We start from the raw sequence: 25,952 nt of genomic DNA on the forward strand, positions 1-25,952 counted from the left end.
AAGAAAGAGAAGAAAGAGCTAGCTATTTGCTAAGCTCTTTTTATAGTTTGGGATTATTTTTCATTCGGAAAAACAAAATGATGACATACATCATTAAAGAAAAAATCGTGATGAGTGGCCCGATATCAATCATGTTATGGTAAAGGTCCCGTGCTCCGTCACCAAAAACTGGCAGCGCGTCCGCAGGCTGTTCCTTGTTGTTAAAACGAACATAAACAGGGTTCCATAATATCAAGGTAAACAAACCGGCAAATACACCTTGCATGATCCGGGCGAAGAAAAACGGCTTAAAGCGGATATCGGTTTGGGCCAAAATGCTTGCAACTTGGGCTTGAACACTAAAACCGTTGAATCCCAAGATCAGGCTGGTCATGACGGCCTGCTGCAGCAGGGAGGCATCGTCAACTCGGCTGATCAAATCACTTCCCAAGGTAATTTCAAAAAGCCCTGAAATGAACGGAATACTTAACATTTCCGGAAATGTAAATACCGATAGCAAGATCTCGATTGATTTTGCCAATGCTTCGGTGATATGTAGAAGATATAAAAGCTTATTGACTACAGAGAATAAAATGATAAACCCGCCGACCATCAATAAAGTTTGGATGGATGAACTGACCGCATCGCCCAATAGTTTGCCTATTGGCCGGTTGTCTTTTAATCTAGTTTGGTGCAGGGCAGACAATGCTTCCCTAATCTTTAAATTTTTCCCTTGTTCATCTGCTTTGTCTGGTGTTTCCTTTCCATAAAACCGCATACTAATCCCGACACAGATATTGCCCAAGTAGTGGGCGGCAGCCAAGAGAAGTCCGAGATGGGCATTATGAAAAAAACCTACTGCTACTGCTCCGAAAATAAACAACGGATTTGAGGAGTTAGTGAAGGCAACCAGTCTTTCTGCTTCAATTTGCGTCAAGTGGCCTTCTTGTCTCATTCTGGCAGTGAATTTTGCTCCGGCAGGATATCCGGAGGCCCAGCCCATTGCCCAGACAAATCCACCTACTCCAGGCACTTTAAATAAAGGCCTCATCAACGGTTCCAGAAGAACTCCAATGAATTTGACCACACCAAATCCGATTAACATTTCCGAGACAATGAAAAACGGCAACAGGGAAGGAAAGACGATTTTCCACCACATATTAAGGCCACGAATCGAGGCTTCAAAGGATTCCTCCGGGTAAGAAACGAGGGAAAGTGCTAATATGATCCCGGTAATAGCTAAAAGAAGTGTTTTGAGCTTTGAACGAAGCATGAAAGAGGCTCCCTCCTTTCTATGGGTAGGATTGGGAATTGAATCATTTCAATGTTAAAATAGGAATTATTCGTTCATTCAACCTTGTCCCTACAAAAATAAATATACTCATAGAATATTGATTTAGACCATAAGATTGAACAACGTTTCATATGGGAGGTACTTGTAATGGAGCACCCTAAAATTGGCTTGGCACTAGGAGCTGGCGGCGCACGAGGGTTCGCGCATCTGGGTGTTATCAAGGTGTTAAAGGATGCAGGGATCCCAATTGATTTAATCGCCGGAAGCAGTATGGGTGCGCTTGTCGCCAGCTTCTACGGGGCAGGTATTGATCTTGACCGGTTATATAAATTCTCCTTGGCATTCAGAAGAAAATATTTTTTGGATTTTACCGTTCCTAAAATGGGATTTATAGCTGGAAAGAAAGTAAAAGACTTCGTTAGAATGTTTACTCATGGAAAAAACATTGAGGAATTGGATATTCCAATCGGAATTGTCGCCACTGACCTGTTGACAGGCGAAAAGGTCGTTTTTAAACAGGGCCCGATAGCGGAAGCGGTTAGAGGAAGTATTTCAATTCCAGGTATATTTGTTCCTGAAAAATATAATGGAAGACTTCTGATTGACGGCGGGGTTAGCGACCGGGTTCCAGTCTCTGTTGCCAAGGAGATGGGGGCGGATATCGTCATTGCCGTTGATGTGTCAAGAGTGAAACGGAACGCTGAAATTACCTCAATTTACGATGTGATCATGCAAAGCATTGATATTATGCAAACAGAAGTCCTTAGTTACAGAAAAATGGCTGCCGATACTATTATTCGGCCACCTGTTGAACAATACAGTTCGCGCTCCTTCACGAACATTGACGAAATAATCGCAATTGGAGAGGAAGAAGCAAAAAAACATTTAAAGCAAATTGAATCTGAAATTAAGATGTGGAAAGGTTGACCTCACAATGCGCAAAAAACTACTAATCAGCTTCGCAGTGCTGCTTGCTTTTCTGCTTATAGGGGGGATGTATTATACCTTGCCGTACTACGTGTCGAAACCTGGAATGGCTAAGGAGCTCGCACCCATTATCAAGGTGGAAAATGGCTATCGGGAAAACGGGAATTTTATGCTGACAACTATAAGAATGGGCAAAGCCAACATTTATTCTTATTTGGAGGCAAAACTGAGAAAGTATGATGAAATCTACCCCCAGCATATGATATTGAGTACAAAGGAAACAGAAGAAGAGTACAATGTGAGGCAACTTCATTTAATGGCGGCATCAAAGCTGAATGCCATCGAAGTGGCTTATCGAAAAGCTGGGTTGCCGGTAAGCTATGATTATAAAGGAATCTATGTGATGCAGGTAATGGACAGCATGCCTGCCGCCGGTAAACTAAAGCCTGGTGATCGTGTTTTTAAAGTAGATGGTCAAACATTCCCTTCTTCTAAGGAATTTATTGATTATGTCGGCAGTAAGCAAGCCGGTGAAAAGGTTAGCTTAACCTATTCAAGAAATGATGAAGAGGATACAATCACCCTCGCTTTACAACCTTTTAAGGACGATCCTCAAAGGGTGGGAATCGGAATTTCCCTCGTCGATGATAAAGAAATCGTCGTTGACCCGGAAGTAACCATCAAGACGGACGATATTGGCGGTCCCTCAGCAGGCCTGATGTTTTCTTTGGAAATTTATAATCAATTAACAAAAGAGGATTTCACTAGGGGCTACCAAATTGCAGGAACAGGAACAATTGACCCTGATGGAACAGTAGGGCCGATTGGTGGGATTGAGCAGAAAATTGTTGCCGCTGATCAGGCGGGTGCCGATATTTTTCTTGCACCTAATGAAAAGGGGGCAAAGAATTCAAATTACCGGGCTGCAGTTAAAACAGGGCGCAATATAAATACCAAAATGAAAATCATCCCGATTGACTCCTTTGATGAAGCTGTCAGCTATCTCGAAAAATTGCCCATGAAAAAAGACAGGTGATAAGGTATCATCTGTCTTTTTCTGCTAAATAAATGGGTGGATGACTGTACTCCTGCTGGAGCAAATTTTTTGTTTGAGCAAAAGGAATGGCCATGTTATAAATTCGGGTCGCTTTTACATCAAGCAGGATGTCTTCTTGCTTGTACGCGGATAATTTTGAAACGAGTGGCAACCCTAAAAGTTTTTTTTGCCTATTTAAGTACTCTTTTCCGGCAGTAGACATGCCTAGCAGACGCAGATACGAAGCTTTGTCAGAGAACCTTGTCATTTCCGTTTTGGTGGCGTTGGTAAGAATATGAACACATACTCTTTGCAGTCTCGTCCATGTATATCGTTTTGTCTTAAGCTTTTCCATGAACTCTAGAAAGCTTGAAGCTTCCAATGCGGCCGCGATTAACCTGTTTTCCAGCCCTTCTTCTACCTCGTAAATTTCCCTTAATTGTTCGGGAGTGGTTTGGAGAAGACGGTATTGCAAAAAACGCCAGTAATTTTCCCAGCGATGAAACAAGCCATATTGGTGATAATATTCATTCAAAAGCTGCTTGGTCTGTGGGGGGACATATTGGCCAACATCAACATCGTGTTTTTCGCTCGAGAAAATGGCTTTTCTAATGCTTGTCGCACTAGCAATCGTTTCGGATGCAAAGTGCTCATCGTGATAATTTGCATTTTTCCTGGTAATTGTTAAAGGTGTAATCGAACTATTCTGATCCAGTATGGCCTTTATGTAGTGAAAACCCAGAATGTTATTGGGCTTTGCTAAATCCAGAAACTGTCCTGAACTTGGCAATTGGTGAAAGGCAAGGGAAGCTGCCTTTGGATAACTGACACCAGTGTCAATAAGCCTCTTAATGTTATCGTTATATGTTTTCTGTTGTGTTTGAAGAAAGTGTATCGTTTTGAAGAAACTGTCGATTTCCCCGCTTTCACTGCCAAAGCATAGAAAATCGCAGCCTACCGCTGTTAACATAGAGACTGCACCGTTAGCAAAATTTTGCGCATGCTGGACAGCGAAGCCATATGGCAGTTCAAAGACAAGATCGGCTCCATTCATTAAGGCCATCCTTGTTCTATACCATTTTGATACAAGGGCTGGTTCCCCTCGCTGCAAAAAATTTCCGCTCATTGCCGCAATGACAATATCGGCTTTCGATGCCTCTTTTGAAGCACGCAAATGAAAGGCATGTCCATTATGAAATGGATTGTATTCGACAATAACTCCAACAGCTTTCATTTCTCTCTCCTTTTAGACAATGATTATTACCATTATAGCAAAATTATGAAGAATCCAACCTGATTATATGGTATGATAGTAAGGATGTTTTGAAATGACTATTATGGATACACTAGTATGGTAAAACTTTTATTTCATTCATTAAAAATTCACCCTGTTGGGTGTAAAGAAAAAATATTGACAAAAATATTATCGAAGGCTATAATTACTTTTGTTGCCTTGGGGTGATTCATTTGAAATGGACATTAACTCAATTACAAAAATATCGAAACAAGGATTTTAACATCAACGAAACCGTTCGGTTTGATGAAATCAAACAGGATGATCCGACCATCCGTGAAGTATCGCCAATGCAGATTAGCGGTCGCGGAGATATTGGTTCAACCAGGATTACCTTTCACTTAAATATCGAAGGTTATTTGATTCTCCCTTGTTCTCGGACATTAGTAGATGTGAAGTATCCAATTAATGTCGAAACAACTGAAACATTCCTTTTGCAAGATTCGATTTACCAAGCGGAGGAGGAAGCGCATCAGGTAAAAGGCGATGTCATTGATTTAAGCCCAATTATTCGCGAGATTATTTTACTTGAGATTCCAATGCAGGTTTTTTGCGACGATTTCGATGCTGAAGATGCAGCACCGCAATCAGGCAAGGATTGGGAAGTTGTACAGGAAGAGGCAGTGTCCGATAAAGTTGATCCAAGACTTGCGGGGCTTGCCAAGTTTTTTGACAAAGACAATTCATCTTCCGAATCATAATCGGAAATTACAAGAAACCAAAGTAAAGAACTGTCTGACTTTTGGCGCGGACTTGCGCGTCTTTGCTTTTCTTATAAGGAGGTGGGAAGAATGGCTGTACCTTTTAGAAGAACTTCTAAAACTGCAAAAAGAAAGCGTCGTACTCATTTTAAGTTAAACGTTCCTGGTATGGTAGCATGCCCAAACTGTGGTGAAATGAAATTGGCTCACCGCGTATGTAAAGCTTGTGGAACATACAAAGGAAAAGACGTAGTGAACGACTAATAACTACTTAGATAAAGCACAAGGAGCTAGAAAGCCCTTGTGCTTTTGTCATTTTAGCCATACATAAATCAATTGATTAAGGGGGATGCAGGATGTCATTTTCGCTTGAGTTCCGGGATAAAGGATATATGCTTTTTACAATCAAAAGAAATGAAAAGCGCAATGCCATTAATTATGATGTAATGGAAGGCTTGACGGAGGCAATTGAGAAATCCCGGCAATTCGGGGTAAAGGCGCTGGTAATAATCGGCGAGGGTGACCGTGCATTTTGCTCAGGCGGGGACTTGTCGGTTTTTCACCTTCTTCATACAAAGGAAGATGCATACCCGATGCTGTCAAAAATGGCTGGCATTCTTTATTCGCTAGTAACCCTGCCGCTACCAACTATTGCTTTGCTAAATGGTACAGCCATAGGCGGTGGGTGTGAACTTGCGGCAGCATGTGATTTTCGGTTGGCGAAAAAAGGAATTAAAGCAGGTTTTGTTCAAGGGAGACAGGCGATTACCACAGGGTGGGGCGGAGGTACAATATTAGCAGAGAAATTGGCCCCGGCTTTTGCGATGAAGCTATTAATGGATGCCGAACAGCATCCTGCTGAAGTTTTACAACAAGGGGGATTCATTGACGCTATCTACACCGGAGATCCTCTGGCAGAATGTGAAGCCTTCATGGATAAAATCCTCATGAAGGAGGCTGGCGTTTTACATGCCTATAAAAACATCTGGACAAGGAAATGGCATGATTCCAACCTCCGTGAAAGAATGGAAGAAGAAGTGAGAAATTGCGCTTTATTGTGGGAAAGTGAAGCCCATCATGAACACGTTAATAAATTCCTTAAGAAAACGGGCAATAAACAGTAAAAGACCGCTCTTGTCCAAGTCTATCTTTTCTAGTAGATGCATATGTATTATAAAAACACTACTAGGAGGGAATAAAATGTCACCAACCCGGCAAGATGCCTGGACCCAAGATGAGGATTTGTTGCTTGCGGAAGTGATTTTACGGCACATTCGTGAAGGCGGAACCCAGTTGCAGGCCTTTGAAGAAGTAGGAAAACAATTATCAAGGACACCTGCTGCCTGCGGTTTTCGCTGGAACTCGTATGTAAGGAAGCAGTATAAATCAGGAATTGAACTTGCCAAGAAGCAGAGAAAAGAATTAAAGAAGCAGCCAGTGTCCTTTGAAGAAGCCAAGCAACCGGAAATAGACAACGTGATAACCGAACCAAGCCAGCACAATCCGGAGCAGGAAACCACGCTTACGTTTCCCGAGGTGATGAAGTATTTGGAAGATATATATCAAAGGGCAGAGCAACATAAGAGCATCGAGGCGGACAGGAATGGGTCGCTTGAAAGAATTAAAGAACTAGAAAAACAAACATACTACTTGGCCGCAGAAAATGAAAGACTTGCAACGAGTCTAAAATCAGTTGAGGAGGACTATCGCTCCTTATTGGAAATCATGGAAAAGGCCCGTAAAATGGTTGTCCTAAAGGAAGAGGACCGCCAGCAAAAGGTGAAATTCCAGATGGATAAGAACGGCAATCTTGAAAGAGTGGAAAAATAGAAAAAAGCGGACATCATCTGTCCGCTTTTTTTCATTATTGTCTAGCTGTGCTGTGCCTCGACGCCTTCTGGATACCAGACCAGCGGGTTTTCGCCCCGGTCACGTTCCATATCATAATCCACGCTTGTAAAGCCCATTCTTTCCCAGAAATCACGGGATTGGACTCTTGGGTTCGTCTTTATTGGCAAGCCAAAGCTTTTGGCAAATTCAACGAGCTGTTTTCCATAGCCGCGCCCTTGATAATCAGGTAGAACCTCTAGCTTCCATATCTCCACATAATTCTGCGGCGGATAAAAATAGCGGTCGAATTTGGCGTCAATTTGATAAAGGCTCATTCTCGCAACCAGCTTATCTCCGAAATAAATCCCATAGAAAGGAGAATCAATGTCATTATCGACCATGTTGGCTTCAAGATCTTCCACCATCGAAAGTTCCTGAAGTCCATATTCTTTAAACTTTTTAAATTCTTCAAGAGTCTTAAAGTTAATTTTTAATTTCTCCACTTTTGTCCCCATCTGTCTGCCTCCTGAAATCGTAAATTATTATCGTCTAAAACCTTCTTTTCAAGAATAACATGGAATGAATAATTTTTAGATTATTCAAATGAATTACTTTCATTATATATCATAATAACAAAAATTTCTCCAAAGAAACACCGGAAGCGTTTTCAAAATTTGCAGGAAATTACCGGAACGATGTAGAAAGATAATAATTGGATGAAACAAAGGGGGTAAAAAAGTGCAAAGAATTTTAATTGCCAATCGGGGAGAAATCGCATTAAGGATTATTGGAACCTGTCATGATATGGGGATTGAAACCATTGCGGTCTATTCCGAAGCCGACCGTGATATGCCATTTGTAAAGGCTGCCACCAAGGCGGTATGTATCGGGGAACCGCCCGTAAATAAATCCTATTTGCAGGTTGAAAAAATAATTGCCTCAGCCAAAGAAGAAAATGTAGATGCTGTTCATCCAGGTTACGGCTTCCTATCGGAAAATTCCGATTTTGCTAGACGAATAATCGAGGCAGGAATCCTTTTTATTGGACCAGATCCTGAAACAATCGAATTAATGGGTGATAAAATTGTTTCGCGCCAAACGATGGAAAAGGCTGGTGTTCCGGTTGTTCCGGGAAGCGGTCACGGCTTGAAAACGATAGAAGAGGCATGCTCACTTGCAGGGGAAATAGGGTATCCCGTGATGTTGAAGGCAAGCGGCGGTGGTGGCGGTATCGGTATGGTGCTTTGTGAAGATGAGCAAGCGCTCGTTAAGTCCTATGCCTCGACAAAATCCCGTGCAAAAACGTATTTCGGTTCAGATGAAGTGTTTATTGAAAAATATATAGCTTCAGCCAGGCATGTGGAGGTTCAGGTGTTCGGGGATTCTTTTGGTAATATCGTCCACTTGTTTGAACGGGATTGTTCCATTCAGCGCCGGCATCAAAAGGTAGTTGAGGAATCTCCTTCACCGTTTCTATCCGATTCTGTTCGGCAAAAAATGTTCCAAACGGCCGTCAAGGCGGCTAAAGCCGTAAATTATAAAAATGCGGGTACAATTGAATTTATCGTGGACGAGAACGAGAATTTTTACTTCCTAGAAATGAACACGCGGCTTCAGGTGGAGCATCCGGTTACCGAAGCGATCAGCGGTCTTGATTTGGTTAAATGGCAAATTCTTGTTGCCCAAGGAAAACCTTTGCCATTATTGCAGCCGGAAATTCATTCTTCAGGCCACGCAATTGAATTTCGCCTATATGCGGAGGATCCGGTCCGGTTCTTGCCTTCCCCGGGGAAAATCACCGCACTGAAATGGGGAGAAGAAGCAGGGGTAAGGATTGATTCCGGCTATGAGGAGGGCGGAACTGTCACACCATTTTATGACCCTATGATTGCCAAATGCATTGTTCATGGGGTTACCCGCGAAGAATCGCTGGCCAAGGCTGAAGCCTTCTTTAAGAAAACCCATATTGAAGGAATTAAAACGAACGCACCGTTGTTCTTAACGATTCTCGCAAATGACGACTTTAAAAATGGAAATTATACAACCAACTTTCTAACTAAAAAATTAGTAAATTAAGGAGTGTTTATAATGAAAGAGATTACAGCATCGATGGCAGGAACTGTATTAAACGTTTTCGTAGCGGCAGGAGATCAAATCCACTCAGGGCAGGAAGTATTGATGCTCGAATCGATGAAAATGGAAATTCCAATCGAAAGTGGCATTGAGGGAGTTGTAAAGGAAGTAAAAGCAAACATTGGTGATTTCGTCAATGAGGGCGATGTCCTGATTGTGCTAGTTTAAGGGGGACCAACATGGCTACAACAAATACTTTGAATGATCAATTAAATGAATATAGGAAACAAATTGAGTCGGGCGGGCACCCAAAATACCATGAAAAGGCGAAAGAGCAAAAAAAGCTTTTTGTCCGGGACCGTCTATCGTTACTGTTTGATGATGGCAAATATGAGGAAGACGGTAAGTTTGCCAATTTTTCAGCCAGGGATTTACCTGCAGATGGCGTCGTTACAACGATTGGAAAAATAAACGGCCAAACCGTTTGTGTCATGGCCAATGATTCTACCATAAAGGCAGGCTCTTGGGGCGCCAGGACAGTGGAAAAAATCATCCGCATTCAAGAAACGGCTGAAAAACTGAAGGTACCGTTATTGTATCTTGTTGATTCGGCGGGGGCTAGAATCACCGACCAATTGGAGATGTTCCCGAACCGCCGGGGGGCAGGTAGGATTTTTTATAATCAAGTGAAGCTTTCCGGTATGATTCCCCAGGTCTGCATTTTATTCGGCCCTTCGGCAGCGGGTGGCGCCTATATACCTGCCTTTTGCGATATCGTCATCATGGTCGATAAGAATGCTTCCATGTATTTGGGTTCGCCGCGGATGGCCGAAAAAGTAATCGGAGAAAAGGTGAGCTTGGAGGAAATGGGCGGAGCACGGATGCATTGTACGGTCAGCGGCTGCGGCGATGTTTTGGCCTTTAGCGAGGAAGAGGCGATTGCATCGGCCAAAAAATATATCAGTTATTTCCCGGCAAGCTTTAAAGAGCAGTCAAAGCTAATAGAAGGGATTCCGGCAAAAGAGGGCCGGGACCTTGAGGCAATTATCCCGGAAAACCAAAATGCGCCATTCGATATGTATGAGTGCATTGATAGATTGGCAGACGATGCTAGTTTTTATGAAATAAAAAAATTATTTGCTCCTGAGTTGATTACCGGTTTAGCCAGAATCGATGGAAGAGCAGTTGGCATCATCGCCAATCAGCCGAAGGTAAAAGGTGGGGTATTGTTTGTCGATTCAGCTGATAAGGCGGCGAAATTCATCCAGCTTTGCGATGCATTCCATATCCCGTTATTATTCCTTGCTGATGTTCCGGGTTTTATGATTGGCACGAAAGTGGAACGGGCGGGAATTATTCGCCATGGGGCAAAATTAATAGCGGCGATGAGTTCGGCAACAGTGCCGAAAATCTCAGTTATTGTCCGCAAGGCATATGGCGCCGGGCTGTACGCAATGGCGGGCCCTGCGTTTGAACCGGATTGCTGTATTGCCCTGCCAACGGCACAAATTGCAGTTATGGGTCCTGAAGCAGCTGTTAATGCGGTTTACTCCAACAAGATTAACGAAATATCCGACCCAAAAGAGCGCATTAGGTTTGTCCAGGAAAAGCAGAAGGAATATAAGGAGAGCATCGACATCTATAAACTGGCTTCAGAAATGATAATCGATGAAATTGTCGCTCCGTCTGAATTACGTCAAGTTTTAATTGAACGCTTCGCTTATTATGAAACAAAAGAATTGCAATTCAGCGTACGAAAGCATCCGGTATATCCTGTCTGAATTTTGGTGAAACCCTTGTCGTTTTTTAGCGATAAGGGATTTTTTTCGATTTACCTGCTTACGAGCAGTCCCATTTTTGATAAAATTACGGGTAAAGACGACAAAAAGAAGGGATCACGATGAAGGTCGGCATTATTGGGGCGGGATCGATCGGGTTGTTGTTTGCGGCTAGTCTGGCCAAGAGCTTTGAAGTAACGCTTTACACCAGAACAACGGAGCAGGCAAACAAAATAAATCAAAACGGAATATTGGTACTTAAAGATTCTGAACAAACGGGCACAGCCTTTGTTCATGCTGTCCCATTTACCAAGTGGATCGGTGCTGAAGAGATAACCATTATTACTGTAAAACAATATCAGCTGCCTGCCATTATTAAAATGATTAACAATTTACCGCCACCGGAGAGTCTATTATTTTTACAAAATGGCATGGGGCATTTGAAGTTACTCCAATCCTTAAAGACAAAAAATGTATTTGTCGGAACAGTCGAGCATGGCGCTTTAAGAGAAAATTTATATACAGTCAGGCATAATGGTGTGGGCAATACGAATGTTGCGGTGTTTCATGGGGATTCCGCCCTATTGAATAAGTTCATTGCATCATCACCAAAAGATTTTCCAGTACTGCTGCAGGATCAGTATTACCAAATGCTCGTGAAAAAACTGATCGTCAATGCAGTCATCAATCCTTTAACCGCCATACTAGGCGTAAAAAATGGTTCCCTGGTTGAAAACAGCTTTTATTTCCAGGCAGTGAACACTCTGTTTGCAGAAATCTCCTCCATCCTCAACCTTGACCCTATGGAGGGGTATCTGGAGCAAGTGATTGAAGTTTGCCAGCAGACGGCTGAAAATCGTTCTTCGATGTTGAAAGACATTGAAGCTGGGAGATTGACGGAAGTGGATGCGATTTTGGGATATTTGCTCGATAAAGCAAAGGAACAGCAAAAGGTGGCGCCATTGCTTACCTGCCTATATTGCCTTATAAAGGGGAAGGAACTGGATGAGAGGGGAAAAGAGTCTTGAGCACGATCGTTTCAAACATACTGGCGTTTCTTTTTATCATGCCTTTTGCTGGTTTTCTTGCCGTGTTCATTATAGGCAAATTAGTGACGAAAAACACCCGGAGGTCCGTCCATTATGCCCTTGATTATTCTACAGTATTTTTTATCTTTTCCGTGCATTTTTTATTAAAAACAATCTGGGGAAATTCGCTTTTTTGGTTAATAATACTAATATTGATTTTGACGGCAATGGTTTTTGTCATTGTCCATTGGAAAGTAAAGCAGGATATTAATTTGAAAAAGGTGATGAAAGGATTTTGGAGGTTTAATTTTTTGTTATTTTCCCTTGTATATATTGGATTAACAATATATGGTTTGATTCACGGCGCTTTAACATTTACGTTATCGTAAAATTCTAAAGCAAAGTTTTTTTAGAATTGAAGGATGAATGGTATACTTCAAGGGAATGAATTCGGGTAACGAGAAAGGAAGTACATAAATGGAGATGGTAAATCTCTCTTTGCCGGCAACCAATCGTTTCGCATCAAATTATTTGCGGCAGTCGGCAGAAGTCATGTCATTTTTTCATTATCATTTTAATGATTCCAATGAAGATAAAGCAAGGCTTGAAGAATTAAAAAATAGAAGTTTTCCCCGCATGCAGGTTGCTGACCATATTGAGAGCTTTATGGAGCCTTTTCCCGCTTCTGAAGCCATCAAGGCTTCACTGGCTAAACTAAGACAGCCGGATAGCGTTGTCGTCATTGGCGGGCAGCAGGCCGGTATCCTAACCGGACCACTTTATTCCATCCATAAAGTCATTTCAATCATTAAATTGGCTGGGCAAAAGGAGAAACAGCTTGGAGTCCCTGTAGTCCCTGTTTTTTGGATTGCCGGGGAAGATCATGATTTTCATGAAGTAAATCATGTATTTGTCCCTGTGGATGGAAAGATGGATAAATGGGCTTATCCTAAGAAGGTTGTTCAAAAGAAAATGGTATCGGATATCCGGCTTGATACTGTGGCTTGCATTACTTGGGTCGAGAATCTGCTTGAGAATTTCGGGGAAACTGAGCATACTAATGATCTGTTGGAATTTGCCAGAAAGCAGGTCAATAAGTCGACTACTTTTGTTGATTTCTTTGCTCATATTATTATGGAACTGTTTAAAGACCATGGATTATTAGTAGTGGATTCAGGGAATCAGCGGTTTCGGCTTCTGCAGAAGGAATTTTTTGCAGCTCAAATTGTTAATCATGAGGCAATAACGTTTTCGCTTCATGAGCAACAAAAGGAAATTGAACATAATGGCTTCCCCATTACAATTGAGGGGTCCGAACAAGCGGCAAACTTGTTTTATTATGACCAAAAGCACAATGAACGAATTCTGCTAGAATTTGACCAAAAAACTGACCAGTTTGTGGGGAAAAGTGGCAGGGTAGCCTTTTTAAAACAAGAATTGCTGGAGATTTCCGCCGCTAATCCTGAAAAATTAAGCAATAATGTGGTGACAAGACCACTAATGCAAGAATGGCTTTTCCCAACCCTTGCCTTTATTGCCGGTCCGGGAGAAATTGCTTATTGGGCCGAATTAAAGCTTGTGTTTGAACATTTTCACATGAAGATGCCGCCGATTGTTCCACGGTTAAATATTACCTTCCTAGACAGGTCTGTTGAAACAGACTTAACTGAATTGGGGCTAAATCTTGCGGATGTCTTGCAGAGAGGGACTGAACAGGAAAAAAAGCAATTTCTCGACAGTATTAGAGATAAAGAGTTTGAAGCATTATTTCATCAGGTAAAGGAGTTGCTCATGGCTCAATACCGGACGATTGAAGCAAAAACAGATGGGCTCGATAAAGGGCTTGTTCCGCTAGTAAAGAAAAATGAGAAGAATATTTTAAAGGAAATAGACTTCATGCAAACGAAGTTCCAGGAATCCATTAGGCAAAAGCACGATGTCGTATTAAATAAGTACGCCCGTGTCGACCTTTCCCTCAGACCAGTGGGTTCCCCACAGGAACGTGTGTGGAATGTATTTTATTATTTAAATCAATGTGGATTAAATTTCATCAATGACATCATGACATTAAATTTTGAATTTGATGGCCGTCACAAGGTAATCAAACTTTAGGAGAACTTCACTCATGCAGTGAAGTTTTTCTTTTTTTTTTTGCAAAAATTTAATAAGAAAAAAGGATTTTAAAGATTTAAAGACGAATAGTTAAAAAATAGGTGGTGGAAAGTGGGGGATTGTGGTACATTTTTAATAGAAAGTGGGGGTAGTGGGTATGTTCATGGGTGAATACCATCATAGCATTGATAGTAAAGGCCGAATCATTGTGCCCTCCAAATTCCGTGATGATCTTGGCGAGATGTTTATCATCACTAGGGGTTTGGATCAATGTTTATTTGGTTACCCGTTATCAGAATGGCAGCTGATTGAAGAAAAATTAAAAGGCTTGCCGCTGACCAAAAAAGATGCCCGCGCCTTTACAAGATTCTTCTTTTCCGGAGCAACTGAGAGCGAGCTTGATAAACAAGGAAGAATTAATATCCCTGCACCACTTTTGCAATATGCAAAGCTGGAAAAAGAATGCGTAATCTTGGGTGTTTCCAATCGAATTGAAATTTGGAGCAAACAGATTTGGGAAGACTATTTCTTACAGTCTGAAGATTCTTTTGCAGAAATTGCGGAAAATATGATTGGCTTTGATATATAATGGACAAGTTATATTAATATATTTTTTGCAATAATTATTTTTCGATCGATTGGAAAAGGTGGTACGACATGTTTGAACATACAACTGTGTTATTACAGGAAGCTGTTGACGGATTGAACATTAAGCAGGATGGGGTTTACGTCGATTGTACATTGGGAGGGGCCGGACATAGTTCGGTGATTCTTTCAAAGCTTGGACAAACTGGAAAATTATATGCATTTGACCAGGACGAAATAGCCATCACCAACGCCCGGGAGAAATTGGCCCAATATGGGGACCGTTTAACCATTATTAAAAGCAATTTTCTATATTTGAAGGAAGAACTTGGAAACCTCGGAGTTGAAAGGGTGGATGGCGTCTTGTATGACCTCGGCGTATCCTCACCGCAGCTGGATACTCCCGAAAGAGGCTTTAGCTACCATCATGATGCACCATTGGACATGAGGATGGATCAGGATGCCGAGATTTCAGCATACGATGTGATTAATCATTGGTCATATGAAGACTTGGTCCGTATCTTTTTTCACTATGGCGAGGAGAAATTTTCGAAACAAATTGCCAGGAAAATTGAGGCGGCCCGAATGAAACAGCCAATAGAAACTACGGCGGAATTGGTTGAATTAATTAAGGAGGCCATTCCGGCACCTGCAAGGCGAAAAGGCGGACATCCAGCCAAAAGAATTTTTCAGGCGATCCGCATTGCGGTTAATGATGAATTGTCCGTATTTGAAAAATCACTTCATCAGGCAATTGACCTGTTAAATCCGGGCGGAAGAATCAGCTGCATTACTTTTCATTCGCTAGAGGATCGTATTTGTAAGGCAACCTTCAAAAAAGCGGGAGAAACACCAAATCTGCCGCGCGCGTTGCCAGTGATCCCAGATGAGTACAAGCCGGTAATCAAAATTATTACCCGGAAACCTATTCTTCCTTCCGAAGGAGAGGTAGAACAAAATAATCGTGCACGTTCTGCAAAGCTAAGGATTGCAGAAAAATTATAGAACAAATATAAAAATTATTCGGAGGGGAAAGAATGAGTAATCTTGCCAGGAGTTTGGGTCAGCAGCAGCGGGTTGAACAAACAGTCCATCAGGGGAGAGAAGTAAAGATTAAGAAATCCTGGCTGACTCCAGGAGAAAAAATAATAGGTGTTGCTTTCGCTGGAATTATTTGTTTTGGTGCTGTGCACCTCATCTCAAATCAAGCCAAAATCTATGAAGTTAACCAGGAAATTCAAGCCATTGAAGCGCAGGTTAAGGAACAGAAAAAGGTTAATAGCGATTTGAAAGTTCAGGTCAGTGAACTAAGCACGTATGAGCGAATATATGAAAAAGCAAAACAGATGGGTCTTGTTTTAAACGAAAATAACGTCAAGGTTGTGCAGGAGAAATGAACAAGAAACAGCCATATATGAATGCAGGAGCAGCGATATTGTTTGTAATATTCGGCCTGCTCTTTTTTGTATTGTTGGTCAGGTATTTTTCCATCCAGATTAGTGGTGAAGTCGTGGGGGAGCCGCTTGCAGCGAAGGCCCAGCAAAAATACAGCCGGGAAGGAACCCTGCAGGCTGCCAGGGGTAATATTTTGGACCGGAACGGTGAAGTGGTTGCGGAGGATACAGCAGCCTACAAGCTGGTTGCCATCCTTGATAAAAGTATGACAACCGACAAGAAGAAACCGAGGCATGTTAAGGATCCGGAAAAAACGGCCAGGGAACTTGCTAAGTATATTAAAATGGACGAATCCGAGATTTATAGCATTCTAACAAAAAAGGGAAGGTTTCAGGTGGAATTCGGCAAAGCCGGCAGAGATATTACTCATGAAACGAAGAAAAAAATCGAGAGTTTAAAATTGCCTGGAATTGTCTTTACCCGCGATGCAAAACGGTTTTATCCGAACGGAATATTCGCCTCCCATGTGGTGGGATATGCGGACCGGATTGAACAGGAGAACAGTACCTATAAAACCGAAGGAAAAATGGGGATAGAAAAAGCGTTTAATGAGGAATTGACCGGGAAGAATGGGAAAATCAATTATGAAAGTGACTTATGGGGGTATATTCTTCCTGACGGAAAAGAGAAGGTTACCCCAGCCCGTAATGGGGACGATATCTATTTAACAATCGATAAAAAAATTCAAACCTTTTTGGAAGATGCAATGGACAAGGCTGCCGCTCAGTATAAACCAAAAAAAATCATTGCGATTGTCGCCGATCCGAAAACGGGTGATATTTTGGCGATGGGCCAGCGACCGAGCTTTCATCCGTCTTCAAAGCAGGGAATCAAGGATAGTTGGCATAATGAAGCGATAGAAACGTCTTTTGAACCGGGTTCGACGATGAAAATATTTACGCTTGCCGCTGCTGTCCAGGAGGGCGTCTTTAATCCGGATGAAGTGTATCAATCAGGTTCTTATCGGGTAACGGAGAGAAGTCAGGCCATTCATGACCATAATGGCTACGGTTGGGGACCAATTACTTATCTCGAAGGGGTACAGCGGTCTTCAAATGTTGCCTTTGCAAAAATCGCTAATGAAAAGTTGGGCTTTGAGAAATTTAGAGAATATTTGAGTAAGTTTGGTTTCGATAAACCAACAGGGATTGAATTGCCTGACGAAACAAGCGGGAAAATCCGCTACACCTATCCAATTGAAAAAATCACCACCGCTTATGGACAAGGGACTGCGATTACACCAATTCAACAAATCCAGGCCGCTACCGCTATTGCCAATGATGGAAAAATGGTGAGGCCGCATGTTGTCAAAAAAATTGTCAATCATGATACAGGTGAAACGGTAAAGGAGACGGGAGTTGAGGTTGTGTCTCAGCCTATATCAGCCGAAACCGCGAAAACTGTACGTGATTATCTGGAAACAGTTGTGACCGCACCAAAAGGAACCGGAGGCCGTTATCAAATTGAGGGCTACAGTGTTGCCGGAAAAACGGGTACTGCCAATATTCCGGGACCTGGAGGATATTTAAAGGGTGTTAACAATTATCTCTATTCATTTTTAGGCATGGCCCCAGCGGATGACCCCAAGCTGATTGTCTATGTGGCTGTCCAGCAGCCAGAGCTTGAAGGGGCAGATACCAACATTGGCGCCATCCCAGTATCGGCAATTTTTAATCCGATTATGAAAAACAGCCTCCACTACTTAAATATTCAACCATCAGTGGTTCAAAAAACGTCTATCAATAAATTGGATAAATTGACAGGGCTGAACGTTACTGAAGCTGTAAAAACCTTAACGGACAAGGGAATTGAAGCAGTTGTGCTTGGAAATGGTACTGAAGTGACGGGGCAGGTACCCAAGGCCGGTACCAATCTGTTGGAGGGAGAAAAGGTCATCTTGAAAACAAACGGCGAACTGACCGCACCGGACATGACAGGCTGGTCGCTCCGGGATGTCATGAAGGTTTCCAATATTGCACAATTAAAACTGAATGCAAAGGGCAAGGGTTATGTCGTCCAGCAAAATATAAAACCTAAAGCACTGTTAAATAAAGGGGATTTCCTGATTGTAGATATGAAAACCCCCGAGGAGCAGTGGGACGCTGAAGCAACCGCGCAGGAACAAGTGGGAAATACCGAAGGGGAAAAAAATGAAGATGAAGTGGTACAGGATTAAAAAAAGAGACCGAACTCGGTCTCTTTTTTGCATAATCGGGAAACGTTCTATTCGGACTGGTACAAGCATATTAATAAATGATGATATAAAGGAGGCTTGTCACAAAATATGCGCGTATCCAATGTTACGGTCCGTAAACGCTTATTAGTTGCACTAGTCGTCGGAATACTTATTTTCTTAATTATTGATGTTCGGCTTGGCTATGTACAGTTTGTCCTGGGTGACATGCTGACCGATCGAGCCAAGGATTCTTGGAGCCGAAATATACCATTTGAACCAGAGCGCGGGGAAATCGTCGACCGGAATGGAGTTGCATTAGCCACCAATATTAGTGCGCCGACAGTCTGGGTCGTTCCAAGACAAATAAAGGATCCCGCAGCCACTGCGGAAAAATTGGCGAGTGTGCTGAATATGCCCAAGGAAAAAGCATACCGCGACATTACCCAAAAAGAGCGGATTGTTCGTATTAAGGAAGGCAGGAAAATCTCTCACGAAAAGGCCAAGGAAATAAGGGCACTGGGTCTTGAGGGGGTTTATATCGGAGAAGATTCAAAAAGGCACTATCCCTTTAACAGCTATCTTTCACATGTACTTGGGTTTGCCGGAGTGGACAACCAAGGATTAATGGGCTTGGAAAAGTATTATGACAAAGAACTGAACGGAGAACGCGGCTCAGTTAAATTTTATGCCAATGCCAAGGGCGAACGAATGAATGATATGGCCGATGATTATGAGCACCCTGTTAAAGGCTTGGATTTGAAATTGACTATTGATACAAAAATCCAGACGATCGTCGAACGGGAGTTGGATATTGCCGAAGCAAAATATAATCCGGACGGGATTATCGCCATCGCGATGAACCCGAATAACGGGGAAATATTGGCGATGTCGAGTCGTCCTACATTTGATCCGGCCAATTTCCGCAATGTCCCGCAAGAGGTTTATAACCGAAATCTCCCGGTGTGGATGACGTATGAGCCAGGATCCACGTTCAAAATTATCACCTTGGCAGCTGCATTGAACGAAGGAAAAGTGGATTTGGAAAAAGAGCATTTTCATGATTCAGGTTCAGTTCAGGTGGCAGGAGCCCGCTTAAAATGCTGGAAACGCGGCGGTCACGGGAGCCAATCCTTCCTTGAAGTGGTCCAAAACTCCTGTAACCCCGGCTTTGTTGAATTAGGGGAACGGCTTGGCAAGGAGAAGCTTTTTAAGTATATAAAGGATTTTGGGTTTGGCCAAAAAACGGGGATCGACCTTCAGGGAGAAGGAACAGGAATCCTGTTTAATATGAATCGGGTCGGACCGGTTGAACAGGCGACAACCGCATTTGGACAGGGCGTATCGGTAACGCCCATCCAGCAGGTTGCTGCCGTATCTGCCGCTGTAAACGGCGGAATCTTATACAAACCATATATAGCCAAGGAGTTAATTGACCCCATAACAAAAGAGGTCGTTATGCGAAATACCCCGGAGGAGAAGAGAAGAGTCGTTTCTGAGGAAACTTCAGAAGAAATCCGCCATGCATTGGAAAGCGTCGTTGCTCAAGGGACAGGAGGCAGGGCGTTTGTGGAGGGTTTCCGAGTCGGCGGGAAAACCGGAACGGCGCAAAAAGCCGAAGGCGGCCGCTATTTGGAGAATAACTTCATCGTTTCATTCATTGGTTTTGCACCAGCAGATGACCCGCAGATTGTTGTTTATGTCGCGGTCGATAATCCAAAAGGTGTAACTGCCTTCGGGGGTACTGTAAGTGCGCCGATCGTGGGCAATATTATGAAGGATGGCTTGAGCGCCATGGGCATAGAACCAAGAAAAGAACAAATTGACAAAAAAATTAAATGGCCGGATACACCGCCGATTGTACTGCCTGACTTTGTCGGCATGACAAAAACGGAACTTCATGAGCAAATGTTCAATTTAAGAATCGATGCGAGCGGGGAAGGGAATGTAGTTGTAAGGCAGTCACCGGCACCGGGAACCAAGGTGAAGGAAGGTTCAAAAATCAGACTTTATTTTGGGAGCGGAGATTAACCCAATGAACAACACAGAGGCTCGCCAAAATTGGCGAGTTTCTTTTACAAATGTCCATAACAAAATAGCAAAAAAATCTATTTTCATGTAAAATAAGGTGGGACTTCTGCCGGAAGGGTTTCAGCAAGCGATTCCGGCAAAAAGATGTATGGTCAACTGAGAGGATTGAGATTACCATGAAGCTACAAAAGCTGATTGAACATTTGCATCTATTAACCCCTTATGAGGGAGCGGACCCGGACATAACCTCGATCGAAAATGATAATCGTAAGGTTGGGCCAGGGAGCTTATTTATTTGTATAAAAGGCTATACGGTGGACGGCCATGATTTTGCAGATTCCGCTGTCCAAAACGGCGCTGTTGCGATATTGGCAGAACGAATGCTCCCGCTCGATGTACCAGTAATTGTCGTCAACGACACTGCGAGAGCAATGGCGGTACTTGCGGATGCTTTTTACGGGCAGCCAACTAGAAAGCTGCATTTAATCGGTATTACCGGAACAAATGGAAAAACGACAACGAGCCATATGATTGAAAAAATATTTTCGGATTCTGGCCATCAAACAGGACTGATTGGTACGATGTATACCAAAATTGCAGCTCAGACCATTGAAACGAAAAATACCACGCCTGAAAGCCTAACATTACAAAAGACGTTTCGGCAAATGGCAGATGAAGGTGTTGATACGTGTGTGATGGAGGTATCGTCCCATGCTCTTGATTTGGGCAGGGTGCATGGCTGTGATTTTGATGTGGCGGTGTTTAGCAATCTGACACAAGATCACCTTGATTACCATAAAACAATGGATGAGTACCGGCGTGCAAAAAGCTTGTTGTTTGCTCAGCTAGGCAATACATTTAACCATAATCATCCCAAGTTTGCCGTTTTAAATGCAGATGACCATTCCACAGAAATGTTTAAACGGTCGACGGCCGCACTCGTCGTCACATATGGGATTGATTCGCCAGCCGATATCATGGCAAAAAATATCAGGATGACTGCATCTGGTACGCAATTTGATCTCGTTATTGGGCAGAAACAGCATCCGGTACAAATTCAATTTATCGGGAAATTCAGTGTTTATAACACCCTGGCGGCGATTGCGGCATCGATCGTCTCGGGAATCAAGATAACCGATATCATTCAGTCACTGGAAACTCTCCCAGGAGTTTCAGGTAGAGTTGAACTTGTTCGCGCCGGTCAGGATTTTACTGTCATTGTCGATTATGCCCATACCCCGGATAGTCTTGAAAATGTGTTAAAGACCATTCAGCATTTTGCCCAAAAAAGAATTTTTGTCATTGTCGGCTGCGGCGGGGACCGCGATCGCACGAAACGGCCGTTAATGGCGCAAATTGCCTGTCAATATGGAACAGATCCAATTTTCACTTCCGATAACCCGAGAAGTGAAGACCCGTTGGCCATCCTCTCGGAAATGGAAGCTGGGGTTAAGGGCGAAGCGTATAAGGTCATCCCGGACCGCAGGGAAGCCATCCATCATGCGATTCGTCAGGCTTCGACCGATGATGTCATCCTAATTGCCGGGAAAGGTCATGAAACATACCAAATCATTGGCAGTGTCGTTCATGATTTTGATGACCGGCTGATTGCGAAGGAAGCAATTAAGGAGAGATAATCATGCTTTTAAGCTTTAACGATGTTGCACATTTATTTTCGGAAAAGCAGGGGGTTACCGTCGAGATGGAATTTTATACGGTAACCGACCAGGCAGATGAAATCCAGCCTCGAGGATTATTTGTGCCGCTTGGAGAGGAGTCTGGAGAGCTGTCCGGTGCAATAGCCAATGGAGCTGTAGCAGCTATTTGGACTAAAGGCGAACAACTGCCTCGGTATACTCCTAATCATTTTCCGGTATTTTTTTCAGATGACCCTCTCGAGGCGCTCATCCGAATTATTCAGCACTACAATGAAAAACTAAATGGAGAAACAGATTGTATTATGGAAATGACAAACTTTAAAATTTCAAATAAAAAACTTCTTAATAAAAATCATAAAACATATGATATTGCTGTAATGCTTAAACAACTAATTGAAAAGCAAGATCACAATCGCGAAGGGAGGGGATAATATATGCTTGAGCAAGTTATATTTTTCACAATCATCATGGCATTTCTAATATCAGTATTGCTCTCTCCAGTTTTTATTCCCTTCTTACGAAGATTGAAATTTGGACAAAGCATTCGTGAGGAAGGTCCCAAATCCCATCAAAAGAAATCAGGAACCCCGACGATGGGTGGAATTATGATTTTATTTTCAATCGTCATAACCACGATTGTCATGACCGGTAAATTTTCTGAACCGACCGTAAAAACTTATTTGCTGTTATTGGTGACGCTTGGATTTGGTCTGCTTGGCTTTTTGGATGATTTTATCAAAGTGGCACTAAAGCGGAACCTTGGGTTAACATCCAGACAAAAACTGCTTGGACAAATTATTATTTCCGTTATTTTTTATTTGGTTTATAAACAAAACGATTTTTCTACAGAGATTGGAATCCCGCTTACTGACAAGACAATTGATCTGGGATGGTTTTTTGTTATTTTCATTGTGTTTTGGCTGGTCGGCTTTTCTAATGCCGTAAATCTGACTGATGGACTGGACGGTCTCGTGTCAGGTATCGCTGCGATAGCCTTTGGGGCATTTGCTGTCCTAGCCTGGAATCAATCGCAAATGGAAATAGCCATCTTTTCGGTAGCGATTGTCGGGGCAGTGCTCGGGTTTCTTGTGTTTAATGCTCATCCAGCAAAGGTGTTTATGGGAGATACCGGATCGTTGGCCTTAGGGGGAGCAATCGCGGCCATTTCAATTATGACCAAGCTTGAAGTGCTGCTGCTTCTTATTGGCGGTGTGTTTGTAATTGAAACCCTGTCTGTCATTCTTCAGGTTGCCTCATTTAAAACAACCGGAAAACGGATTTTTAGAATGAGCCCATTACATCATCATTATGAACTTATTGGCTGGTCCGAATGGCGGGTAGTTGTTACTTTTTGGAGTGTTGGCTTACTGTTTGCAGTTCTTGGAATCTATATAGAGGTGTGGTTGTAATTGAAGCAGATTAATTCTTACTGTCATAAAAAAATACTCGTTCTCGGATTGGCCAAAAGCGGCGTTACCGCGGCTTCTCTTCTACATAGGCTTGGAGCGTTTGTAACGGTTAATGACAAAAAGCCGTTCTCGGAAAATCCTGAGGCACAAGGGCTTTTGGAACACGGAATCAAGGTCATTTGCGGCGAACATCCGGTCGAACTTCTGGATGAAGGTTTTGAGCTCATCGTTAAAAATCCCGGAATACCTTATAACAACCCGATCATTGAAGCTGCTATCGAGCGCCAAATACCGGTCATAACCGAGGTGGAGCTGGCAGGGCAAATTTCTGAGGCTCCATTTGTCGGAATTACCGGGACCAACGGAAAAACTACAACTACAACGCTTGTTTATGAAATGTTAAATGCTGGGGGCAAGCAGCCATTAATTGCCGGGAATATCGGTACGGTAGCTTCTGGCGTTGCCCAGGAGGCAACAGCTGACAATACGATTGTCATTGAATTATCATCCTTCCAGCTGATGGGAATTGAAACGTTCAATCCAAAAATTGCGATTATTACAAACCTCTATGATGCGCATTTGGACTATCATGGGACGAGGGAAGAATACAAAGCGGCAAAAGCTAATATTACGAAGAATCAATCAGAGCGGGAATACTTAATTGTTAATGCGGACCAAGAGGATACAATGGATATCGCCCGAGGATCTCTGGCAAAAATCATTCCGTTTTCAACAACAAGGGAACTGACGGAAGGAGCCTATCTCAAAGAAGGCTGGATTTTCTTTAACGGTGAACAAGTGATGGAAATCGCGAAAATTGCCCTACCTGGCCGCCATAATCTTGAAAACATCCTTTCTGCAATGGCAGCGGCAAAACTTTCAGGTGTCGATAACAGTGCGATTAAAGAGGTATTAAAAACGTTTACTGGTGTCAGGCACCGTTTGCAATATGTCGCCGATGTCAAAGGGAGAAAGTTTTATAATGACTCAAAGGCAACGAATATGCTGGCGACGATTAATGCGCTTGCCGCGTTTGATGCCCCGGTAATACTTTTGGCTGGCGGGCTTGACCGCGGGAATGAGTTCGATGAGCTGATTCCATATTTAAAGAATGTTAAAGCATTGATTACCTTTGGGCAAACTGCTGCCAAACTTGAGAGAGTTGGCATGGTAGCGGGAATAAAACAACATCAGCGTGTCGATAATGTTGACAAGGCCGTACCTGTCGCATTTGGCTTCTCTGAACCGGGTGATGTTATTTTATTGTCTCCTGCCTGCGCAAGCTGGGATCAATACAAAACTTTTGAAGTCAGGGGAGACATTTTTATCGAAGCGGTGCATAAGCTTAAGTAGGGGGGAAGGCTTGTCCCGCTTTTGTGCAGGCGGCGGTCACCTTCAGCCCTAAATCTTTAGCCCGAGGTGTATACTGGTGCCGACAAAAAGAACCACTCCTGACTTTATTTTAATGATCGTAACATTTACACTGCTGACTGTTGGTCTAATCATGGTTTATAGCGCAAGTGCGATATGGGCTGAATATAAATTTGAAGACTCGTTTTTCTTTGCCAAGCGGCAAACATTATTTGCCGGTGTCGGCATTCTGGCGATGTTTTTTATCATGAACATCAACTATTGGACATGGCGGACCTGGTCTAAAACCATCTTAATTGTTTGTTTTGTGTTATTGATTTTGGTGTTAATCCCGGGAATCGGCAACGTCCGCAACGGATCACGGAGTTGGATTGGCGTGGGAGCCTTTTCCATCCAGCCTTCAGAATTTATGAAGCTGGCGATGATTGCTTTTCTGGCCAAGTTCCTATCTGACAATCAAAAGCTAATCACCTCATTTAAAAAGGGACTAGTCCCATCCTTAGGGCTTGCGTTTGTTGCATTTGCCATGATTATGCTGCAGCCAGATTTAGGGACGGGAACCGTGATGATGGGCACCTGTGTGGTCATGATTTTTATCGCTGGTGCGCGAATCAGCCACTTTGTGTTTCTGGGGCTACTCGGAATTGCCGGATTTGTCGGGCTAATTGCCTCAGCCCCGTATCGAATCAAACGGATTACATCCTTTTTGGACCCTTGGTCAGACCCTTTGGGGAGCGGGTTTCAAATCATTCAATCGCTGTATGCAATCGGTCCCGGCGGGTTGTTCGGACTTGGTCTCGGCGAGAGCAGACAGAAGTTCTTCTACCTCCCGGAGCCGCAAACCGATTTTATTTTTGCGATTCTCTCTGAGGAATTGGGATTTATCGGCGGTTCATTTATTATTCTATTATTTGCCCTGTTGCTTTGGCGGGGAATTCGCATCGCCCTGGGGGCTCCCGATTTATTTGGCAGTTTCCTCGCGGTCGGAATCATTGCTATGGTCGCGATTCAGGTAATGATCAATATTGGGGTTGTCACGGGTTTGATGCCGGTAACCGGCATTACTTTGCCATTTTTGAGTTACGGGGGTTCCTCATTGACATTAATGCTAATGGCCATTGGTGTTCTCCTAAATATAAGTCGCTATTCCAGGTATTAAACGCTGCCCTGTTACTTTAGACAGGGTCTTTTTGCGTCAAAAAGATGTGGAATTTCTTG

Annotated in this window: 25 protein-coding genes; 22 read left to right on the plus strand and 3 right to left on the minus strand. The window is 43.0% G+C overall.

All coding sequences use genetic code 11. From position 1 onward, the window contains the following. Positions 1 to 40: 40 nt before the first annotated feature. Positions 41 to 1,252 carry a sporulation integral membrane protein YlbJ gene (gene ylbJ / locus AR334_RS22250; protein WP_066318084.1) on the minus strand — a complete coding sequence of 404 codons (1,212 nt, stop codon included), beginning with the start codon at positions 1,250 to 1,252 and terminating at the stop codon, positions 41 to 43. A 168-nt stretch (positions 1,253 to 1,420) separates the two neighbouring features. Here ylbJ and AR334_RS22255 point away from each other — a divergent pair, with 168 nt between their 5' ends. Then, positions 1,421 to 2,200, plus strand: coding sequence for a patatin-like phospholipase family protein (locus AR334_RS22255; protein ID WP_066318085.1), 780 nt, complete (start codon positions 1,421 to 1,423; stop codon positions 2,198 to 2,200). A 7-nt stretch (positions 2,201 to 2,207) separates the two neighbouring features. Then, positions 2,208 to 3,236, plus strand: coding sequence for a SepM family pheromone-processing serine protease (locus tag AR334_RS22260; RefSeq protein WP_066318088.1), 1,029 nt, complete (start codon positions 2,208 to 2,210; stop codon positions 3,234 to 3,236). A 7-nt stretch (positions 3,237 to 3,243) separates the two neighbouring features. On the opposite strand, the gene AR334_RS22265 is transcribed toward AR334_RS22260, so the two are convergent. Continuing rightward, positions 3,244 to 4,470, minus strand: coding sequence for a nucleotidyltransferase (locus AR334_RS22265; protein ID WP_066318091.1), 1,227 nt, complete (start codon positions 4,468 to 4,470; stop codon positions 3,244 to 3,246). A 233-nt stretch (positions 4,471 to 4,703) separates the two neighbouring features. Between AR334_RS22265 and AR334_RS22270 the strand changes: the two genes are divergently transcribed. From AR334_RS22270 to AR334_RS22285, 4 genes are all read left to right on the plus strand, one after another. Then, a complete protein-coding gene (locus AR334_RS22270) occupies positions 4,704 to 5,231 on the plus strand; it encodes a DUF177 domain-containing protein (RefSeq protein WP_066318099.1) in 528 nt (175 codons plus the stop codon). A gap of 90 nt (positions 5,232 to 5,321) precedes the next feature. Further along, entirely contained in the window at positions 5,322 to 5,495 is a 174-nt protein-coding gene (gene rpmF, locus AR334_RS22275; RefSeq protein ID WP_066318102.1) for a 50S ribosomal protein L32, read from the plus strand. Between the two features lie 92 nt (positions 5,496 to 5,587). Then, positions 5,588 to 6,355, plus strand: a complete 768-nt coding sequence (locus AR334_RS22280; RefSeq protein ID WP_066318104.1) for an enoyl-CoA hydratase/isomerase family protein — start codon at positions 5,588 to 5,590, stop codon at positions 6,353 to 6,355. 76 nt (positions 6,356 to 6,431) lie between these two features. Then, positions 6,432 to 7,061, plus strand: coding sequence for an RsfA family transcriptional regulator (locus AR334_RS22285; RefSeq protein WP_066318108.1), 630 nt, complete (start codon positions 6,432 to 6,434; stop codon positions 7,059 to 7,061). 41 nt (positions 7,062 to 7,102) lie between these two features. Here AR334_RS22285 and AR334_RS22290 read toward each other — a convergent pair whose 3' ends face one another. Further along, positions 7,103 to 7,576 carry an N-acetyltransferase gene (locus tag AR334_RS22290; protein ID WP_066318118.1) on the minus strand — a complete coding sequence of 158 codons (474 nt, stop codon included), beginning with the start codon at positions 7,574 to 7,576 and terminating at the stop codon, positions 7,103 to 7,105. Between the two features lie 223 nt (positions 7,577 to 7,799). On the opposite strand from AR334_RS22290, the gene AR334_RS22295 reads away from it, so the two are divergent. From AR334_RS22295 to spoVE, 16 genes are all read left to right on the plus strand, one after another. After that, complete coding sequence (locus AR334_RS22295) at positions 7,800 to 9,137, plus strand: acetyl/propionyl/methylcrotonyl-CoA carboxylase subunit alpha (protein ID WP_066318122.1); 1,338 nt, start codon at positions 7,800 to 7,802, stop codon at positions 9,135 to 9,137. A 12-nt stretch (positions 9,138 to 9,149) separates the two neighbouring features. After that, entirely contained in the window at positions 9,150 to 9,362 is a 213-nt protein-coding gene (locus AR334_RS22300) for a biotin/lipoyl-containing protein (protein WP_066318127.1), read from the plus strand. 11 nt (positions 9,363 to 9,373) lie between these two features. Next, entirely contained in the window at positions 9,374 to 10,915 is a 1,542-nt protein-coding gene (locus tag AR334_RS22305) for an acyl-CoA carboxylase subunit beta (RefSeq protein WP_066318136.1), read from the plus strand. A 119-nt stretch (positions 10,916 to 11,034) separates the two neighbouring features. Then, positions 11,035 to 11,940, plus strand: coding sequence for a 2-dehydropantoate 2-reductase (locus AR334_RS22310; RefSeq protein ID WP_066318138.1), 906 nt, complete (start codon positions 11,035 to 11,037; stop codon positions 11,938 to 11,940). Continuing rightward, the gene (locus AR334_RS22315; RefSeq protein WP_066318140.1) at positions 11,937 to 12,329 is read left to right on the plus strand and encodes a DUF3397 domain-containing protein; all 393 of its coding nucleotides are present in this window, start codon (positions 11,937 to 11,939) and stop codon (positions 12,327 to 12,329) included. The genes AR334_RS22310 and AR334_RS22315 overlap by 4 nt, the downstream gene beginning before the upstream one ends. A gap of 88 nt (positions 12,330 to 12,417) precedes the next feature. Further along, complete coding sequence (gene bshC, locus AR334_RS22320) at positions 12,418 to 14,052, plus strand: bacillithiol biosynthesis cysteine-adding enzyme BshC (protein ID WP_066318142.1); 1,635 nt, start codon at positions 12,418 to 12,420, stop codon at positions 14,050 to 14,052. A gap of 157 nt (positions 14,053 to 14,209) precedes the next feature. After that, complete coding sequence (gene mraZ, locus AR334_RS22325; protein WP_066318151.1) at positions 14,210 to 14,641, plus strand: division/cell wall cluster transcriptional repressor MraZ; 432 nt, start codon at positions 14,210 to 14,212, stop codon at positions 14,639 to 14,641. 68 nt (positions 14,642 to 14,709) lie between these two features. Continuing rightward, entirely contained in the window at positions 14,710 to 15,642 is a 933-nt protein-coding gene (gene rsmH / locus AR334_RS22330; RefSeq protein WP_066318154.1) for a 16S rRNA (cytosine(1402)-N(4))-methyltransferase RsmH, read from the plus strand. Between the two features lie 32 nt (positions 15,643 to 15,674). Beyond that, positions 15,675 to 16,034, plus strand: coding sequence for a cell division protein FtsL (ftsL, locus tag AR334_RS22335; protein WP_066318156.1), 360 nt, complete (start codon positions 15,675 to 15,677; stop codon positions 16,032 to 16,034). After that, complete coding sequence (locus tag AR334_RS22340) at positions 16,031 to 18,268, plus strand: penicillin-binding protein (RefSeq protein WP_066318159.1); 2,238 nt, start codon at positions 16,031 to 16,033, stop codon at positions 18,266 to 18,268. Before ftsL ends, AR334_RS22340 begins: the two co-directional genes overlap by 4 nt. A 108-nt stretch (positions 18,269 to 18,376) precedes the next feature. Continuing rightward, positions 18,377 to 20,296, plus strand: a complete 1,920-nt coding sequence (locus tag AR334_RS22345; protein ID WP_066318169.1) for a stage V sporulation protein D — start codon at positions 18,377 to 18,379, stop codon at positions 20,294 to 20,296. A 176-nt stretch (positions 20,297 to 20,472) separates the two neighbouring features. Next, entirely contained in the window at positions 20,473 to 21,933 is a 1,461-nt protein-coding gene (locus tag AR334_RS22350) for a UDP-N-acetylmuramoyl-L-alanyl-D-glutamate--2,6-diaminopimelate ligase (RefSeq protein WP_066318172.1), read from the plus strand. 2 nt (positions 21,934 to 21,935) lie between these two features. Continuing rightward, positions 21,936 to 22,385 (plus strand): hypothetical protein, encoded by a 450-nt coding sequence (locus AR334_RS22355; RefSeq protein ID WP_066318179.1) that lies wholly within the window; start codon positions 21,936 to 21,938, stop codon positions 22,383 to 22,385. A gap of 3 nt (positions 22,386 to 22,388) precedes the next feature. Further along, complete coding sequence (gene mraY / locus AR334_RS22360; RefSeq protein ID WP_066318188.1) at positions 22,389 to 23,363, plus strand: phospho-N-acetylmuramoyl-pentapeptide-transferase; 975 nt, start codon at positions 22,389 to 22,391, stop codon at positions 23,361 to 23,363. Continuing rightward, positions 23,364 to 24,716: a UDP-N-acetylmuramoyl-L-alanine--D-glutamate ligase gene (gene murD, locus AR334_RS22365; RefSeq protein ID WP_066318190.1), complete on the plus strand. Its 1,353-nt coding sequence runs from the start codon at positions 23,364 to 23,366 to the stop codon at positions 24,714 to 24,716. 76 nt (positions 24,717 to 24,792) lie between these two features. Then, positions 24,793 to 25,893, plus strand: coding sequence for a stage V sporulation protein E (spoVE, locus tag AR334_RS22370; RefSeq protein WP_066318191.1), 1,101 nt, complete (start codon positions 24,793 to 24,795; stop codon positions 25,891 to 25,893). Positions 25,894 to 25,952 lie beyond the last annotated feature (59 nt).

This window comes from Bacillus sp. FJAT-29814 (assembly GCF_001510715.1).
In the GTDB taxonomy this organism is placed as follows: Bacteria; Bacillota; Bacilli; order Bacillales; family Cytobacillaceae; genus Neobacillus.